Raw genomic sequence first — 17,660 nt, 5'->3', positions numbered from 1 at the left:
GCCTTGCTTACATTGAAATAATCAAATTCCTCCCATGCACAAGTATTTGATATCGAGGAAGTCGTCCATGCCGTAATGCGAGCCTTCGCGGCCCATGCCCGAATGCTTGACGCCGCCGAACGGCGCCATTTCATTGGCGATCATGCCCGTGTTGATGCCGACCATGCCCACTTCCAGTTCTTCCGCCACGCGCCAGACTCTGCCCAGGTCGCGGCTGTAGAAATAGCCGGCCAGGCCGAACTGCGTGGCGTTGGCCATGGCGACGACTTCCTCTTCGCTGCCGAAGCGGAACAGCGGCGCCAGCGGGGCGAAGGTTTCCTCGGTGGCCACCAGCATGTCGCTGTTTGCCTCGAGTACCACGCTGGGCTCGAAAAAGCTGCCGCCCAGCGCGTGGCGCTTGCCGCCGATGGCCAGCTTGCCGCCCTTGGCCAGCGCGTCGGCGATGTGCTGCTCGATCTTGCGCACGGCGTTTTCATCGATCAGCGGGCCTTGCGTGACGCCCGCGTCCAGGCCATTGCCGAGTTTCAGCTCGGCTACCTTGGCCACCAGGCGGGCGGCGAAGTCGTCGTAGATGCTGTCCTGCACGTAGATGCGGTTGGCGCAGACGCAGGTCTGGCCGCTGTTGCGGTATTTCGACATCAGTACGCCTTCGACGGCCGCGTCGATGTCGGCATCCTCGAAGACGATGAAGGGCGCGTTGCCGCCCAGTTCCAGCGACAGCTTCTTGATCGTGCCGGCCGCCTCGCGCGACAGCCAGGCGCCCACTTCCGTCGACCCCGTAAACGTGATCTTGCGCACCAGGTCGTTGTGGCACAGTTCCGTGCCGATGGCCTGCGCCGCGCCCGTCACCACATTGAAGACGCCGGGCGGCACGCCGGCCCGCAGCGCCAGTTCGCCCAGGGCCAGGGCCGACAGCGGCGTTTGCGACGCCGGTTTCAGGACCATGCTGCAGCCGGCAGCCAGGGCCGGGCCGGCCTTGCGCGTGATCATGCCGTTCGGGAAATTCCACGGCGTGATGGCCGCACACACGCCGATCGGCTGCTTGATGACGACGATGCGCTTGTCGTTCGACGGCGGCGCGATCACGTCGCCATATGCGCGCTTGCCTTCCTCGGCAAACCATTCCAGGTAGGCCGCGTTCGAGACGATCTCGCCCTTGGCTTCGGCCAGCGACTTGCCCTGTTCCGTGGTGAGTATCAGCGCCAGGTCGTCCGCGTGCTGCAAAATCAAGGCATGCCAGGCGCGCAGCACCGTGGCGCGCGCCTTGACGGTCTGCTTGCGCCACAGCCGGAAGGCCGCATGCGAGGCGGCGATGGCGCGCCGCGTCTCGGCCGCGCCCATGCGCGGCACGGTGGCGATGACGGCGCCGGTAGCCGGGTTGGTGACGGCGATGGTGGCGCCGTCATCGGCGTCGCACCAGGCGCCGTCGATCAGGCATTGTTGTTTCAACAGGCTTGCGTCTTGCAGGTTCAACATGAGGGTTCTCCTTGAAGATGAATATGTTTTAGAACGCATAACAAAACCGTAGCGAGCGGCAGCGAGTTGTGGCCGAGAAGCGGAGCTGTGCGAATGCACAGTGAGCATCGGAAGCCGCAAATCGCGACGCGCAGTAGGTTTTTTCGCGTTCTTAACCAGCGACTGAGACTTGGGCGAGTCCCGCATCGACGATGATGTTCTGTCCCGTGATGCCGTCCGAATCATCGGCCGCCAGGAACAGGGCCGTGCGCGCCACGTGGCCCGCGTCGAGCCGGTATTTCAGGCATTGCAGTTCGATGAAGCGGCGGTCTTCTTCCGGGTCGCGCCACAGCGCGGCCTGGCGGTCCGTGGCGATGGCGCCCGGCGCGATGGCGTTGACGCGGATATTCTGTTCGCCCAGCTCGCGCGCCAGGGTGCGCGACAGGCCCGCGATGCCCGCCTTGGACGTGGTGTAGCCGACCAGGTTGGGGCGTCCGCGCATCCACGAGATCGAGCCCAGGTTGATGATGGAACCGCCGCCGGCGGCCGCCATGCCGGGCGCTACCTGCTGGATGGCGAACACGTGGTGCTTGAGGTTCAGTGCCAGGCAGTTGTCCCAGTATTCGGGCGTCAGTTCGGCCAGCGAATGGCGGTCGTCGCGGCCCGCGTTATTGAGCAGCACGCGGATGGCGCCGAAGCGCGCCTCGACGTCGGCCAGGCTGGCCTGGTAGGCGGCGATGTCGCGGATGTCGCTGTACACGAAACAGGGCGCATGGCGGCATAGGGGCGCCAGGCGTGCGGCCAGGGCGGCGCTGGCGTCGCGGTCGATGTCGCAAAAAGCCACTTGCGCGCCTTGCAGGGCGAAGTGCTCGACCAGGGCGGCGCCGATGCCGGAGCCGCCGCCGGAAACGAAGACCACGCGGTCCTGCAGGCTGGGGTAGAGAGTGATGTTGGCGTTCATGCTGTCCTCAGGGTGAAGATCCGGGTATCAATCCCGGTACAGGGGTTCGGGGCGGCCGGCCACGTCCAGGCGCACGGCAAAGAGGCCGCCGGCCTGCGGCTGGCGCGCCAGTTCGTCGTCGCTGGCGCCTTCGCGCGCGCTGGTGATGTACAGGGTGCGCAGGTCGGCGTCGCCAAAGGCGATCATGGTGGGGCGCGTGACGGGCACGCGCACGATGCCGATGATTTCGCCCTGCGGCGAAAAGCGCAGCACCCGGCCGCCTTCGTATTGCGCGCTCCAGTAGCAGCCTTCCGCATCGAGCGCCGCGCCATCGGGGCGGCCGCCGTACACGGCGTCCTCTCCCTTGGCGGGCAGGCGGGCAAACACCTTGCGTTCGCCCACCTGGCCGCTGGCCGCGTCAAAGGCGTAACGGTAGATCACGTGGTTCGGCGTGTCGGACTGGAACAGGGCTTGGCCATCCGCGGCGAACGCCAGGCCGTTGCTGACTTTGACGCCAAGGCCCTGCTGCGGCCCCCAGCCCAGGCGGGTGGCGCCCCGTTCCAGGCAAAACATGGCAGCCAGTTCCGCCGTGCGCGGCTCATACATGGCGCCGGCCCAGAAGCGCCCGGCGCTGTCGCAGCGGCCATCGTTGAAACGCATGTCGGCGCTGTCGTAGGGCGCATCGGCCAGCTTGTCGAGCAAGCCTTCCTGCGGGTAGAAACGGTAGAAACCGTCGCGCAGGGCCGCCACCAGGCCGCCTTTTTCAGCCAGGGCAATGCAGCCCGGTTCGCACGGCACCCACCAGACGCGGTCGAGGCCGGTCGCCGGATCGTAGCGGTGCAGGCGGCGTCCGGCGATATCGATCCAGTACAAACACTGTTCGGCCACGCTCCACAGCGGGCATTCGCCCAGCTGGGCGCGCGCGTCGAGGGCCAGTTCGGCTTGCCATTCACGCATGGGCCTCCTCCGCATTTTCCTGCATGGCCAGGCGCATGGCGATGTGCAGCGTCTCGCCGGGCGCCAGCAGGCGCATGCCCGTGTCGTGCGCGCCGCGCGCGGCCAGCGCAAACGCGTTATTGGCGTGCGTGACGGGTTCGATGGCGATAAAGCTGCGTTCGTCGTTGGGCGCGAAGCATACGAGGTGGCGGCAATTGTCGCTGGCCGACAGCTGCACGCTGTAGTCGCCGTAATCGAGGCTGGCGCGGCCCGTCCAGCCGCTGTAGCAATGGTCGCTGCGCCAGCCGGCCACCGGCTGCGGCGTGGCGAATGGCGACGCTTGCGCCACGGGCGCCAAGCCGGCCGGCAGGTGGTCGGCGCCCATGCTCCACACGCCATCCCATTGCGCCTGCAGGCGCAGGCCGGGCGCCAGCGGAAAGTAGGGGTGAAAACCCAGGCCGGCGGGCATGGCGCGCGTGTCGTCATTGCGCACCGATAAGGTCAGGCGCAGGCCGGCAGCGTCGAGCAGCACGGTTTGCCGCGCCTCGCAGGCGAACGGCCAGTCGGCGTCGCCGCCGTGCACCAGCAGCAGTTCGGCGCTGTCGTCCGCACGCGCCGCAACGTGCCAGGCGCGCTGCCAGCCGAAGCCGTGGATGCTGTGCGGCTCGGGCGGGAAGTTGGCGCGCAGCGCATGTGTCTGCTCCTGCGCCTGCAGCACGGCGTCGCCGATACGGTTCGAATACGGCACCAAAGGGTAGCAGGCCATCTGCCGCACGTTGGCAGCGGCTGGCGCGGCGCGCAGGATGTCGCGCCCGCGCCAGCGGAAAGCCGCCAGCGCGCCACCCGTGGCCGGGTGGACGTCGGCGCGGCAGTCGCCGTGCGCCAGGGTGAAGGGAGACTGGTGGTCCATTTTCAGCCCTTCAAGCCGCCCGAGGTCAGGCCGCTGACGACCTTTTCCTGGAAGATCACGATCAGCACGACGATGGGGACGATGGCCACCACCAGCGCCGCCGAAATGATCGGCCACGGGAAGGCGAACTCGCCCTGGTACAGCTGGATGCCGACGGGCAGGGTGCGGTAAGCCACGGCCGAATTCATCGACAGCGCCAGCAGGAACTCGTCCCAGGAATTCACAAACGCGAGGATGGCGGCCGTCGCCACGCCCGGCGCGGCCAGCGGCAGCACGATGCGCCACAGGGCGCTCAGGCGGGTGCAGCCGTCGAGCATGGCCGCGTTTTCGATGTCGCGCGGGATATCCTGGAAAAAGCTCACCATCATCAGGGTGCAGATGGGCAGGTTCAGCACCGTGTACGGCAGCACCAGCGCCCAGTAGGAGTTCAGCAAGCCCAGGCTGCGCATGATCTCGAACAGCGGCACCATCAGGGTCACCAGCGGGAACATCGACACGCCGATGATGGCCGTCAGGATCAGGCCGCGGAAGCGCAGGCGCAAGCGGGCGATCGCATACGCGGCCAGCGCGCTGATGAACAGGCTGAGCAGGGTCGACAGGCCGGCCACGATCAGGCTATTCGTCAGGAACGTCAGCAGCGGCTGGTCCTGGAAGGCGGAGATGAAATTGCCGATGGTCGGTTCGTGCGGCCAGTAGGTGATCGGCTTTTGCGTCAGCTCGCTCTCGGTCTTGAGCGAGGTAAACAGGATCCACAAGGCGGGAAAGACGCCGTTGAGGATAACGATCGCGGCGGCGAACCAGCGCAGGCGCTTCGATGAAAACAGGCCGCTCATTCTTTGTCTCCTCTTACATATTTCAGATACACAAACGTGGTGGCCATCGACAGCAGGAACATGAATACCGCCAGGGTCGAGCCGTAGCCCACGTCGAGGTAATCGACGGTATTGGACTGGATGTACATGGCCAGGGTCTTGGTTTCGTCGCCAGGGCCGGGCATGTTGTACGGAATATCGAAGGACTGGATGGCCGTCAGGGTGCGGAAGATCAGCGCCACCAGCATCGATGGCACCAGCAGCGGCAGGGTCACTTCCGTAAATTGCTTCCATTTGCTGGCGCCGTCCACTTCGGCCGCCTCATACAGCGAGGCGGGGATGGTTTGCAGGCCGGCGAGTAAAATGAGGGCCATGAACGACGAGGTTTTCCAGATGGTCGTGATGCAGATGGCGGCCATGGTCAGCGCGGGCGAATTGAACCAGATTTGCGGCTCCCAGCCCAGGCCGGGGATCAAGAGGTCGATGCGGCGGATGATGTCGTTCACCAGGCCGTATTCGCTGTGGAAGAACCAGGCGAAGATCAGGCCGACGAAGGCCAGCGGCAGTGCCCACGGCAGCAGCAGCGCCAGGCGCACGGGCCAGCGGTACTTGAACGGCATGTTGGCCAGCATGGCCAGGCCCAGGCCGGCTACCAGCGCGCCCGGCACGGTGACGACGGTGATGATGACGGTGTTTTTCAGCGACTTCCAGAACAGCGCGTCTTCCAGCGCCATCTTGTAGTTGTCCAGGCCCACGAAACTGGGCAGGCTGCCGCCGGACAGGCGGATGTCGAAAAAGCTGTTGTAGATCAATTTGCTGACCGGGTAGGCCACGATCAGCAGTAAAAAAAGAATCGCCGGCGTCAGCAGGACCCAGGCCAGCGTTGTTTCGCTGGGGTCCGTGATGCGGCTTTTCAGGGTGCGTTGCCTCATGATTTCCTCGTCTGTTGCGGTGTGCGTATGCGTGTGCCGCCCGCGCCGCCGTCGTGGCGGCACGGGCGTGATCCCCTTAGCGCAGGATGCGCTTGACGCGGTTTTCGATCTCGCCCACGGCCGCCGCCGGCGTCTTCACGCCCGCCATCACGGCATTCGTGTTGACGCGCACGGCTTCGGACACTTCGCTGTAGCGCGGCGTGACGGGGCGCGAGCGGGCGCTTTGCACCACCGGCAGGGCATCGGCGAACCAGCCATTGGCGGCCAGCACTTCCTTGTCCTGGTAGACGGATGGGTAGACGGGCAGGTTGGACGCCTTGAGGGCCAGCTGCTTCGACACTTCCGGGCTCGACAGCCAGCGCACCAGCTTGGCGGACGCCTCCTTGTTCTTCGAGAACGAGGACACGGCCCATTGCCAGCCGCCGATGCACGAGGCAGGTTTGCCGCCCGCCATGGCCGGCAGGCTGACGACGCCGACTTTATCTTTCACGCTGCTGTCGGCGCCATCCTGGAAGTGATTCCAGGCATAGCCCCAGTTGACGGCGAACAAGACATTGCCTGCCTGGAACTCCTTGCGCGTATCGTCGGTGGCCACTTCGGCGATGTTCTTTTTCGCCACGCCCTGGTCGACGAGCTTGCGCCACATGGCCAGGCCCGCTTCCGCCTTGGGCTTGTCCAGGGTCAGCTTGCCGTTTGTGACCAGTTCGCCGCCCTGGCTCCAGTACGGCAGCAAAAAGGTGCAGACGGCGCCTTCGATGGCCTTGCCCTGGAAGCTGATGCCTTGCAATTCCGGATTCTTTTCGCCGGCCTGGATGGTGCGCGCCACGGTGGCCAGCTCATCCCAGGTTTTCGGCGCCGCCAGCTTGTACTTGGCCAGCAAGTCCTTGCGGTAATAGAGGAACATGGCGTCGGCAAAGGCGGGCAGGGCCACGACCTTGTTGTCGACCATATTCGCTTGCTTGTAGGCGGGCAGGTACTGGCCCATGATCTTGTCGCGGTCGGCGCCCAGGTATTTGTCCAGGCTTTCGATCCAGCCGGCCGACGCGTACTGGGCCGGACGGATGATGTCGATCAGGAATACGTCCAGGGTGGTGTCGCCGGCCGACAGCACCGTGTTCAGGTATTTCTGCTGCAATTCCGACGTGGCGCCGCCCGTTTCCAGGTCGATCTTGACGCCGGGATTGGCTGCCATGAATTTGGCGAACAGTTCGCGCATGACTTCGGGGCGTTCCTGGCCGCCGACGAACACCTTGACCGTTTGCGCGTGGGCGCTGGTGGCCAAGCCGGTGGCAAGGACGAAAGTGGCGCCGAGCGCCAGGACGAGGGATTTGATACGCATGATGTTGTCTCCTGTTTTTTTGGAATGGGTATGCCGGTCGTTCGCGGCTTATCGGGAGGGCAGTACCGCGCCCCCTTGCGGATCGAACAGATGGAATTTCTCCATGTCCAGCTGTACCGTTACTTGCTGTCCCGGCGCCAGGGCGAAGGTGGGCGGCAGGCGCGCCGTCAATTCGCCGCCTTCGCACTGGAAGATGACCAGGGTTTCCGCGCCCAGCGGCTCGACCACCACGACTGTCGCGGCCAGGGCGGCGCTGGCGGGACTGGCCGCTTCCAGCGTGATGTCTTCCGGGCGGATGCCGAACTCCACTGCGCGGCCGTCGAGCTTGCCGCATGCGGCCTGGCGCTCCGGCGGCAGGGCCAGGCGCGCCGCGCCCAGCACGACCTCGGCCTGGCCGGCGCCGTTGCGCGCCACCTTGGCGCCGAGGAAGTTCATCGGCGGTGAGCCCGTGAAACCGGCGACGAATTTCGACACGGGTTCGTTGTAGATCTGGTCCGGCGTGCCGACCTGCATGATGTTGCCGCCGGACAGCACGACGATGCGCTCGGCCAGGGTCATCGCCTCGACCTGGTCATGCGTGACGTAAATGGTGGTGGCGCCTATGCGCTGGTGCAATTTCTTGATTTCCGTGCGCATTTCCGAGCGCAGCAGGGCGTCCAGGTTCGACAGCGGTTCATCGAACAGGAACAGCTTGGCCTGGCGCACGATGGCGCGGCCCATGGCCACGCGCTGGCGCTGGCCGCCGGACAGGGCGCGCGGCTTGCGGTCGAGTAAATGGTCGATTTTCAGGATGGTGGCGGCGGCGCGCACGCGCTGTTCGATTTCCGCCTTCGGGAACTTGCGCAGTTTCAAGCCAAAGCCCAGGTTGTCGAACACGGACTTGTGCGGATACAGCGCATAGTCCTGGAACACCATGGCGATATCGCGCTCGCGCGGCGGCAAGTCGTTGACGACCTGTCCCTCGATGGAGATGGTGCCGCCCGTGATCGATTCCAGGCCCGCGACCATGCGCATCAGTGTTGATTTTCCGCAACCCGAAGGGCCCACGAAGACGACGAATTCGCCTTGCTTGATTTCCAGGTCGATGCCATGAATGACTTCGACGCCGTTGTCGTACTTCTTGACAACCTTTTCCAGTTTTACACCTGACATGCTTGTCTCCAAAAGATGCGAATGACGCGTCTGAGCGCGTTACGTGCGTTGCAACAGTGTGTTGCAACAGAACAATTAGTAGGCGCCCGTGTCGAGGGCTTTCGCCAGCGACGGTTTCAGGGCCGTGATAAAGGCGTTGGCCTGGCGCATCATCATGCCCATGTCCGAGGCGATGGCCACGTAGTCATAGCCGTAATGGATGAAAGTGTGCACCATTTCCGGCGAGGGGCCGACAATGCCGATGGGTTTGCCGATGGCGCGGGCGCGGCGGGCCGCGTCGGCAATGGCCGCCTGCACGTCCGGGTGGCCGATATTGCCGATATGGCCCATCGCGGCCGACAGGTCGCCCGGTCCCACGAACAGGGCGTCGACGCCATCTACGGCGGCGATCTCTTCCAGCTGCGCCAGCGCTGCCGGGGTTTCCAGCTGGATAATCGAGAAGACGGCGCCGTTGGCGCGCGTGGCGTAGTCGGGCACGGTGCCGTAGCGGCTGGCGCGGTGCATGGCGGCAAAACCGCGCGTGCCGGGTACGGCCTGGCCCGGCTGCGGATAGCGGGTGGCGGCCACGGCGCTGCGCGCTTCGGCCGCGTTTTCAACGAACGGGAACATCAGGGTTTGCGCGCCGATGTCGAGCGCGCGCTTGATCTGCACCAGGTCGTTCCATGCCAGGCGCACGACGGGGCAGGCCGGCGTGCCGCCGACTGCCTGCAGGATCTGGTAGGCGTCCTGATAGTCGATGGGCACGTGTTCCATGTCCAGCACCAGCCAGTCGAAGCCGGCGCAGCCCATGGCTTCGGCCGTGACGGGCGTGCCGGCCATCAGCCAGCTGCCCAGCGGTACTGCGTTGTCCGCCAGCAAGGCGCGGAAAGGGTTGTCCAGGATATCCATAGTTGTGCTCTCTATATAGGTAGGGAAGGCGGCGGCGTCAGAAAATCGGCGGCTCCGGCGTGGCGGCGTTGCCCAGCAAGAAGTCCAGGTCGCAGCCCTGGTCCGCCTGCGTCACGTGCTCCATGTACAGCTTGGTGTAGCCGCGCGCATATTTCTGCGCCGGCGCCTGCCACTCGGCGCGGCGGCGCGCCAGTTCCTCGTCCGTCACATCCATGTTCAGGCTGCGCGCGGCGATGTCCAGTTCGATCATGTCGCCGTTGCGCACGAGGGCCAGCGGGCCGCCGACGGCCGCTTCCGGTGTGACGTGCAGCACGCAGGTGCCGTAATGGGTGCCGCTCATGCGCGCGTCGGAGATGCGCACCATGTCGCGTATGCCTTGCTGCAGCAGCTTTTTCGGCACGGGCAGATTGCCCCATTCCGGCATGCCGGGCGCGCCGATGGGGCCGCCATTGCGCAGGATCAAGACCGTGTTTTCATCGATATCCAGGTCGGGCGCGTGGATTTGCGCCAGCATTTCCGCGTTCGAGTCGAACACGAGGGCGCGTCCCCGGTGTTTGGCGAACTTCGGGTTGGCGGCCGACGGCTTGATGACGGCGCCGCCGGGACACAGGTTGCCGCGCAGCACGGCCAGCGCCGCGCCGTCGGCCACCGGCTGCGACACCTTGCGGATGACGCTGTCGTCGAGGCAGACGGCGTCGGCGATGTTCTCGCCCAAGGTACGGCCCGTCACCGTCAAGGCCGTCAAGTCCAGCTGCGGCATGATTTCCTTGAGCAGGGCCGGCATGCCGCCCGCATAGAAGAAATCTTCCATCAGCTTGTCGCCGGATGGGAACAGGTTGGCGATGACGGGCACTTTTTGCGCCATCGCATCCATTTCATCGAGCGACAGGTCCAGGCCGGCGCGCCCGGCAATGGCCACCAGGTGGATGGCCGCGTTGGTCGAGCCGCCGAGCGCCATGTAGGCCGCCACGCCATTCGACAGCGCGGCGCGGGTGAAGAAGCGCGACGGCTTCAAGTCTTCCCACACCATGCCGACGATGCGCTCGCCGCACTGCGAAGCCATGCGCACGTGATTGGCATCCATGGCGGGAATGCTGGTGGCGCCCGGCAAGGTAAAGCCCATGGCTTCGACGATGGACGTCATGGTGGACGCCGTGCCCATGGTGTTGCAGGTGCCGGGCGAGCGCGTCATCTTCGCTTCCAGCTTGATCCACTCGGGCTTGGCGATGTCGCCGGCCACGTAGTCGTCCCAGAATTTCTTGGTATGCGTGCCCGCGCCCACGCTCTGGCCACGATAGCGGTCGTTGAGCATGGGGCCGGCAGGACAGAAGATGGCGGGGATGTCCATGCTGATGGCGCCCATCAGCATGCCGGGCGTCGTTTTGTCGCAGCCGCCGAGCAGCACGGCGCCATCGATGGGCAGCGAGCGCAGCAGTTCTTCCGTTTCCATGGCGAGGAAGTTGCGGTAGATCATGGTGGTGGGCTTGACCATCACTTCGCCCAGCGACAGGGCCGGCAGTTCGACGGGGAAGCCGCCGGCCAGCAGGATGCCCCGTTTGACGGCTTCGGCCCGTTCGCGCAGGTGCGAGTGGCACGGCGACAGGTCGCTCCAGGTATTGATGATGGCGATGACGGGGCGGTCGAGGAATTCCTCGCGGCGCAGGCCCATCTGCTGCAGGCGCTGGCGGTGGGCGAACGAGCGCATGTCGTCTGGGGCCAGCCAGCGCTGGCTGCGCAGGGATTCCAGCGTGCGGCGGGAGGTAGCGGAGCTCAATGTGTGTCCTTTTTGGTTGCCTGGCGCGCTGCGTATGGCGTTCCAGTGCGGCTGTCTCGGGTCTTGCCTGCTGCCTTTGTTAGCGCTAACATTGCAAGTACAGCGAAATATAATTTGAATCGCAGGGGGCTGTCAACAGATTTAATGCAGGGAGATTGCGCGCCGGCTGGCATCTTGCCGCGCGCAGCCATTACACTATCGGCATGATTTCAATGGCACCAATTTCCACAGTGGAATTTCTGCGGCCCGGCCGGTACGCCGCGGCGCAGTGGCGCCACGCTGGCATCCCCTGTGCCGCCGGCCATGGCATGATGCAAGGTGATCACCGATTTTTGAGAAGGCAGTACCCATGAACGACCCAGTACGCAAGCGGCGTGGCCTTGGCCGCAGCACCGTGTTCGATGTGGCCAAATTGGCACAGACCTCGGCCATTTCCGTGTCGCGCTATTTCAAGGAGCCGGACCGCGTGTCGCAGGAAACACGCGAGCGCATCAAGAGCGCCATCGACCAGCTCGGCTATATCCGCAACGAGGCGGCCGGCGGCCTCGCGTCGACCCAGGGCCGCATCGTGGGCGCCATCGTGCCCAGCGTGTCGAACTCCATCTTTGCGGAAACCATCCAGGGCTTGTCGACCACCTTGTCGCAGCACAATTACCAGTTGCTGCTGGCCACCCACGATTACTCGATTGAGACGGAAGAGAAGGTGGTGCGCGCCTTTCTCGGCTGGTCGCCACGCGCGCTGGTGCTGACGGGCGCCGACCACAGTGCCGCCACGGAAACCTTGCTGGCGGGCTTGCAGATTCCCGTCATCGAAACGTGGGATATCCGCCCCGAGCGGCCGTATCCGCAAATCGGTTTTTCGCACATCGCCACTGGGCGCGACATGACCTTGTATTTGCACGCGCAAGGCTACCGGCGCATCGTCTACGTCGACAGCGGCATCGGCAGCGATTTCCGCGCGCGCAAGCGGGTCCAGGGCTATGAGGAAACCATGCAGCAGCTGGGTTTGCGTGCGGAAATCGTGCAAGCGTCGGTGACGGCGCCGCTCGATGCGGGCGGACAAGTATTCAGCGAGCAAATGGCGCGCGCCGAGCGTCCCGACGCCCTGTTTTTTGCCAACGACAACATGGCTGCCGGGGCCATCTATGAAGCGGCGCGCCTGGGCATCCGCATTCCCGAGCAATGCGCGGTGGCGGGCTTTGGCGACTTCCCGTTCTCGGAAAAACTCATGCCGGCGCTGACGACGATCCGCGTGCCCCGCTATGACATCGGCCGGTTGGCCGCGCAAGCCATCCTGCAGCGCCTGGGCGAAGTGGACGAGGGCGCCGCGCCGCCAGCCCTGGCGCCGCTGGCCTACCAGCTGATCGCGCGGGCCAGCGCCTGAGATGCCCTGGCTGCGACAGATATTGATGAATCATATTTCCATCATCACAACATGCAATTGGCTTGATATGCTGCGATGCGGCATCATTCATCTGTCTCCTCTACTTCCTCACAGGAATTAGATTCAGCCCGCTCCCGCAGCGGGCTTTTTTTTGCCCCGCCGGTGTTCGAGCATGTATTCGCATGAGTGGAAATAATGGATGTATGAAGTTTTACCATTATTTTTCATGGATGAAAGCCACTATGATGCATTCATACTTCACTAGGAGGCACTACCGCCATGACCGTCACGACACACAATCTGGGCTACCCGCGCATCGGCGCCAAACGCGAACTGAAATTCGCCCTGGAAGATTACTGGAAGGGCGGCAGCACCTTGGCTGCGCTGGAAGGGCAGGGGGCCGAATTGCGCCAGCGCCACTGGCAAGACCAGGACGCGCTGGACCTGGCGCCTGTCGGCGACTTTTCCTTCTACGACCAGGTGCTGGACTTGAGCTTTACCCTCGGCAACCTGCCGCAGCGCGTGCGCCACCTGACTGGCGCGGCGCTCGATAACTATTTCCGCGTGGCCCGCGGCCGCTCGGCCAGCGACAGCGATTGCAGCTGCGTCCACGCCGGCGAAATGACGAAATGGTTCGACACCAATTATCACTACATCGTGCCGGAATTTTCGGCCGGCACACAATTCAAGCTCGACAGCAGCCGCCTGTTGCAGCAACTGGCGCAGGCGCGCCAGCTGAATGTAAGGGCCAAGCCCGTGCTGATCGGGCCCGTCACCTATTTGTGGCTGGGCAAGGCCAAGGACGATTCCGACAAGCTGGCGCTGCTGCAAGGCTTGCTGCCCGTCTACGTGCAACTGCTGCAGGAACTGGCCGCGCAGGGCGTGGAGTGGGTGCAGATCGACGAGCCGATCCTCGTCACGGAACTGGGCGGCGCCTGGCAGCAGGCGCTCGTCACGGCCTACGACGCCTTGAGCAAGGTCAATCATGTCAAACTGCTGCTGGCCACGTACTTCGGCAAGCTGCAAGACAACCTGGCGCTGGCGTGCACGCTGCCCGTGCAGGGCTTGCACCTGGACGCCGTCAATGCCCGCGAGGAAGTCGAACAAGTGATCGCGCAATTGCCAAGTTCCAGCGTCCTGTCGCTGGGCGTGGTAAATGGCCGCAATATCTGGAAGACGGATTTGAACGAGGTGCTGGCGTGGCTGGAACCCGTGCACGCCAGGCTGCAGTCGCGCCTGTGGATCGCGCCGTCGTGCTCCCTGCTGCACGTGCCCGTCGACCTGGACAGCGAACAAAAGCTCGATGCGGAGATCAAATCCTGGCTGGCCTTTGCCCGTCAAAAGCTCGATGAAGTACACACCATCGCAGGCGCCCTGAACCAGGGCCGCGCCTCCGTGCAAGCGGCGCTGGACGCGAATTTCGCCGCCGTGCAAGCGCGCCGCCAGTCGCCGCGCGTGCATAATCCTCAAGTCAAGGCGGCCGTGGCCCGCATCGATGCCAGCCTGGGCCAGCGCGCCAGCGGCTATGCCGAGCGCGCCGCCAAGCAAGCCGCGCTGCTGCAACTGCCGCTGTACCCGACGACGACCATCGGCTCGTTTCCGCAGACGGCGCCAATCCGCCAGGCCCGCAGCCAGTTCCGCAGCGGGCAGCTGGATGAAGCCGGCTATAAAAAGCTGATGCAGGCGGAAATCGCCCATTGCGTGCAGGAACAGGAAAGCCTGGGCCTGGACGTCTTCGTGCATGGTGAAGCGGAACGCAACGACATGGTGGAATACTTCGGCGAACAGCTTGACGGCTACACCTTCAGCCAGTTCGGCTGGGTGCAATCCTACGGTTCGCGCTGCGTGAAACCGCCCATTTTGTTTGGCGACATCAGCCGCCCGCGCGCCATGACGGTGGAGTGGAGCACCTATGCCCAGTCGCTGACGGACAAGCCGATGAAAGGCATGCTGACGGGCCCCGTCACCATCCTGAACTGGTCCTTCGTGCGCGACGACCAGCCCCGTTCCGTGTCGTGCCACCAGTTGGCGCTGGCCATGCGCGCCGAAGTGCAGGACCTGGAACAGGCCGGCATCCGCGTGATACAGATCGACGAAGCGGCGCTGCGCGAAGGCTTGCCGCTGCGCAAATCGCAATGGGCCGAGTACCTGCGCTGGGCCGTCGAATCGTTCCGCATCACGGCCAATGGCGTGGCCGATGAAACGCAGATCCACACGCACATGTGCTATTCGGAATTCAACGACATCATCGCGCAGATCGCCGACATGGATGCGGACGTCATCACGATCGAAACGTCGCGTTCCGACATGGAATTGCTGGACGCCTTCGATGATTTTAATTACCCGAACGAAATCGGCCCCGGCGTCTACGATATCCACTCGCCCAATATTCCGAGCCAGGAACAGATGGTCAAGCTGATGCGCAAGGCGGCCGAACGCATCCCCGCGCACCGCCTGTGGGTCAACCCCGATTGCGGCCTCAAGACGCGCGGCTGGAAAGAAGTCATTCCCGCGCTGGCCAATATGGTGGCGGCGGCGAAAACCTTGCGCGGCGACAAGGTCTGAGGATGGCGGGGCAGGGGAGGCCTGTAGAGATATAGCGGGATCGTATTTCTATCATCACAACATGCAATTGGATAATGATGCTGCGATGCGGCATCATTCACCTGTCTCCTCTATCTCCTCCAAGGAAATAGATTCAGCCCGCTTCCGTAGCGGGCTTTTTTTTGCCCGTTTCCATCGGCTTATCGCTTACCATACCTTCACGTCATCCTGCCTTCCAGAAGGAAACCATCCGATGATGCCTCTGTTACGCGCCGCCGGCATGCTCGCGCTGATGGCGCTCGGCGCCTGCTCGGCGGAAAAGCACCCGCTCGACCGCCATCTGGCCCAGTTGCGTCCGGTCTCTGTCGCAGCGTTGCCCGACATGGGGTGGCCGGCCGGCACGGCGCTGTGCCCGCTGGGTCTTTATCAGAGCGAGCTGAGCGAATCGGCGCCCCATGCAGGTCGCGTCAACGCCTTCCTGAAGCAAAAGCAATTTCTGGGGGATGAAGGCCATTGGTCGCTCATCGTCGTCAAGCCGTTGCCGGCGGGAGACGCCGGTATCGAGCAACTGTTTTTCAAGCGTGCAGACTATGACGTGCTCAATGATCCGCAAGTCATCGCGCGAGATGCGCAGACCGTGCCAGCGGGGTTTGCGCCGCAGACTTGCGTAAGCGTGGAGCAAGCCCGCGTGCTGGTGACGCGCGAACAACGATCGCATCGAAAACTCCTCATTTTTGGAACGTCCCAGGTCAGATATTGATGAAGCATATTTCCATCATCACAACATGCAATTGGATTTATATGTTGCGATGCGGCATCATTGCACCTGTCTCCTCTACTTCCTCACAGGAATTAGATTCAGCCCGCTCCCGCAGCGGGCTTTTTTTTGCCCGTTTTACATGCACAAAGCTGCGCACGCTTGCTTGCCATCATCGCCATCGTGTTGCTTTTGTGCATGCTAAACTGGGCCTTCCCCAGACCAAGGTTGCCTGATGCTTCAATTATTTCGCCACACGCTGGAGTCCACGCCCATCCTCGCCCTGTTTCTCGTCATCGGCGCCGGTTATGCGCTGGGGCGCATCAGCGTGTTCGGCTTTTCGCTGGGCGTGGGCGGCGTGCTGTTCGCGGGGCTGGCGCTGGGCGCGTTTGCTCCCGGTGCCGTGCCGCCGCCGATGGTCGGCTCCATCGGCTTGCTGCTGTTTCTGTATGGCATAGGCGTGCAGTATGGCGTGCAGTTTTTCGCCGGCTTGCGCGGTGCGGGGCAGAAACATAACCTGATCGCCTTTGCCGCCGTCATGGGCGGCCTGGCCGTGTCCGTCTGGGGCGGGCAGTGGATCGATATCTCGCTGCGCATGGCCAGCGGCGTGTTTGCCGGCGCCATGACCAGCACGGCCGCCCTGCAGGCGGCGCTGGAAGCGTCGCACGGCAATGGCGACGCGGCCGTCGGCTATGCCGTCGCGTACCCGTTCGGCGTCGTCGGCCCCATGCTGGGCCTGTACCTGGCGGGGCGCATATTAAAACCCGTGCTGACGCCGCCGCCGGCGCCCATCGTCGTGTCGGAAATTACCATCGATGAAGCGAAATTGGCGGGTGCCGCCCTGTCCGAACTGGCCGATGGCCCCCTGGCGGGCGTGCAGGTGATCGGCGTGCGCCAGGGGCACCAGAACCGCTTGCCCGATCCAGGCCTCGTGCTCGGCGTGGGCGATGCGCTGATGGTGTCGGGCACGGTGGCGGGCGTGGAAGCGGCGCGCACGGCGCTGGGCCACCTGGACCCGGGCCGCCTGATGAAGGACCGCAGCGCGTTCGATGGCACGGAAGTGTTCGTGTCGGATGCGGAAATCGTCGGCGTGCCGCTGGGCGAGCTGAATCTTGGGAAAGATTTTCCCCTGCAGATCGCCTTCATACGCCGCGGCGATGCGATGATCCTGCCGCACCCGTTCCTGACCCTGGAATTCGGCGACAGGGTGATGGCCATTGCACCGGCGAAACATGCAGCCGACGTGCGCAAGCTGTTCGGCAATTCCATCACGGCCACGGCCGAGTTCAGCTATGTGTCGCTGGGCATGGGCATGGTATTGGGTGTATTGCTGGGCCTGGTGCCCATCCCCTTGCCGTGGATAGGTTCGTTCAGCCTGGGCCTGGCGGGCGGTCCGCTGGTGATGGCGCTGATCCTGGGGCGCCTGGGCAGGGTCGGCAAGATCAGCTGGCGCTTGCCGCTGTCGGCCAACCTGGTGGTGCGCAACTATGGCTTGACGATTTTCCTCGCCTCCGTCGGCATGGCGTCCGGTTTGCCCTTCGTGCAGCAGGTGGGCGCCGATGGCTTGCCCATGCTGGCGCTGGGGGCCGTGACGGTGCTGGTGGTGGTGGCCCTCGTCGTGATCCTGGGCAAGGTCTTCCTGCGCCTGCCGTTTCCCGAGCTGCTGGGCATCGCGGCCGGCGCCACGGGCAACCCGGCCGTGCTGGTGTTCGCCAACCGCCTGGCCAAGTCCGACCGCCCGAACCTGGGCTATGCCATGATTTTCCCCAGCATGACCATCGTCAAGATCGTGGCCGTGCAGGTGTTGCTGCATCTGTACGGGTGATGGCGGCCAGCG

14 protein-coding genes are annotated in these 17,660 nt (G+C 64.3%); 4 read left to right on the top strand and 10 right to left on the bottom strand.

Annotated elements, in window-relative coordinates:
- Positions 1–21: 21 nt before the first annotated feature.
- The 10 genes from VPH40_RS05705 to araD all read right to left on the bottom strand — a co-directional run bounded on the left by VPH40_RS05705 (position 22) and on the right by araD (position 11,069).
- Positions 22–1,476 carry an NAD-dependent succinate-semialdehyde dehydrogenase gene (locus VPH40_RS05705; RefSeq protein WP_328572940.1) on the bottom strand — a complete coding sequence of 485 codons (1,455 nt, stop codon included), beginning with the start codon at positions 1,474–1,476 and terminating at the stop codon, positions 22–24.
- A gap of 151 nt (positions 1,477–1,627) precedes the next feature.
- Positions 1,628–2,416: an SDR family NAD(P)-dependent oxidoreductase gene (locus VPH40_RS05700; RefSeq protein ID WP_289914293.1), complete on the bottom strand. Its 789-nt coding sequence runs from the start codon at positions 2,414–2,416 to the stop codon at positions 1,628–1,630.
- Positions 2,417–2,443: 27 nt separating this feature from the next.
- Positions 2,444–3,352, bottom strand: a complete 909-nt coding sequence (locus VPH40_RS05695) for an SMP-30/gluconolactonase/LRE family protein (RefSeq protein WP_328572939.1) — start codon at positions 3,350–3,352, stop codon at positions 2,444–2,446.
- Positions 3,345–4,241, bottom strand: a complete 897-nt coding sequence (locus VPH40_RS05690; protein WP_328572938.1) for an aldose 1-epimerase — start codon at positions 4,239–4,241, stop codon at positions 3,345–3,347. The genes VPH40_RS05695 and VPH40_RS05690 overlap by 8 nt, the downstream gene beginning before the upstream one ends.
- Positions 4,242–4,243: 2 nt before the next feature.
- Entirely contained in the window at positions 4,244–5,074 is an 831-nt protein-coding gene (locus VPH40_RS05685; protein ID WP_034755232.1) for a carbohydrate ABC transporter permease, read from the bottom strand.
- Positions 5,071–5,985, bottom strand: coding sequence for a carbohydrate ABC transporter permease (locus VPH40_RS05680; protein WP_289910511.1), 915 nt, complete (start codon positions 5,983–5,985; stop codon positions 5,071–5,073). Before VPH40_RS05680 ends, VPH40_RS05685 begins: the two co-directional genes overlap by 4 nt.
- 76 nt (positions 5,986–6,061) lie before the next feature.
- Entirely contained in the window at positions 6,062–7,324 is a 1,263-nt protein-coding gene (locus VPH40_RS05675) for an ABC transporter substrate-binding protein (RefSeq protein ID WP_289910510.1), read from the bottom strand.
- 48 nt (positions 7,325–7,372) lie between these two features.
- Positions 7,373–8,476: an ABC transporter ATP-binding protein gene (locus tag VPH40_RS05670; RefSeq protein ID WP_099667489.1), complete on the bottom strand. Its 1,104-nt coding sequence runs from the start codon at positions 8,474–8,476 to the stop codon at positions 7,373–7,375.
- Between the two features lie 75 nt (positions 8,477–8,551).
- Complete coding sequence (locus VPH40_RS05665) at positions 8,552–9,364, bottom strand: HpcH/HpaI aldolase family protein (protein WP_328572937.1); 813 nt, start codon at positions 9,362–9,364, stop codon at positions 8,552–8,554.
- A gap of 37 nt (positions 9,365–9,401) precedes the next feature.
- Positions 9,402–11,069, bottom strand: coding sequence for an L-arabinonate dehydratase (gene araD / locus VPH40_RS05660; RefSeq protein ID WP_442906634.1), 1,668 nt, complete (start codon positions 11,067–11,069; stop codon positions 9,402–9,404).
- 418 nt (positions 11,070–11,487) lie between these two features.
- Here araD and VPH40_RS05655 point away from each other — a divergent pair, with 418 nt between their 5' ends.
- The 4 genes from VPH40_RS05655 to VPH40_RS05640 all read left to right on the top strand — a co-directional run bounded on the left by VPH40_RS05655 (position 11,488) and on the right by VPH40_RS05640 (position 17,648).
- Entirely contained in the window at positions 11,488–12,522 is a 1,035-nt protein-coding gene (locus VPH40_RS05655) for a LacI family DNA-binding transcriptional regulator (RefSeq protein ID WP_328572935.1), read from the top strand.
- Between the two features lie 279 nt (positions 12,523–12,801).
- Positions 12,802–15,087 carry a 5-methyltetrahydropteroyltriglutamate--homocysteine S-methyltransferase gene (gene metE / locus VPH40_RS05650; protein ID WP_328572934.1) on the top strand — a complete coding sequence of 762 codons (2,286 nt, stop codon included), beginning with the start codon at positions 12,802–12,804 and terminating at the stop codon, positions 15,085–15,087.
- Between the two features lie 61 nt (positions 15,088–15,148).
- A complete protein-coding gene (locus VPH40_RS05645; protein WP_328572933.1) occupies positions 15,149–15,826 on the top strand; it encodes a hypothetical protein in 678 nt (225 codons plus the stop codon).
- Between the two features lie 232 nt (positions 15,827–16,058).
- The gene (locus VPH40_RS05640) at positions 16,059–17,648 is read left to right on the top strand and encodes an aspartate:alanine exchanger family transporter (protein ID WP_328572932.1); all 1,590 of its coding nucleotides are present in this window, start codon (positions 16,059–16,061) and stop codon (positions 17,646–17,648) included.
- The last annotated feature ends 12 nt before the right edge of the window (positions 17,649–17,660 follow it).

The organism is Janthinobacterium sp. P210005, from assembly GCF_036231865.1.
In the GTDB taxonomy this organism is placed as follows: Bacteria; Pseudomonadota; Gammaproteobacteria; order Burkholderiales; family Burkholderiaceae_D; genus Janthinobacterium; species Janthinobacterium kumbetense.
The sequence above is the reverse complement of the archived record's forward strand: the minus strand, read 5'-3'. Positions and strand labels throughout refer to the sequence as shown.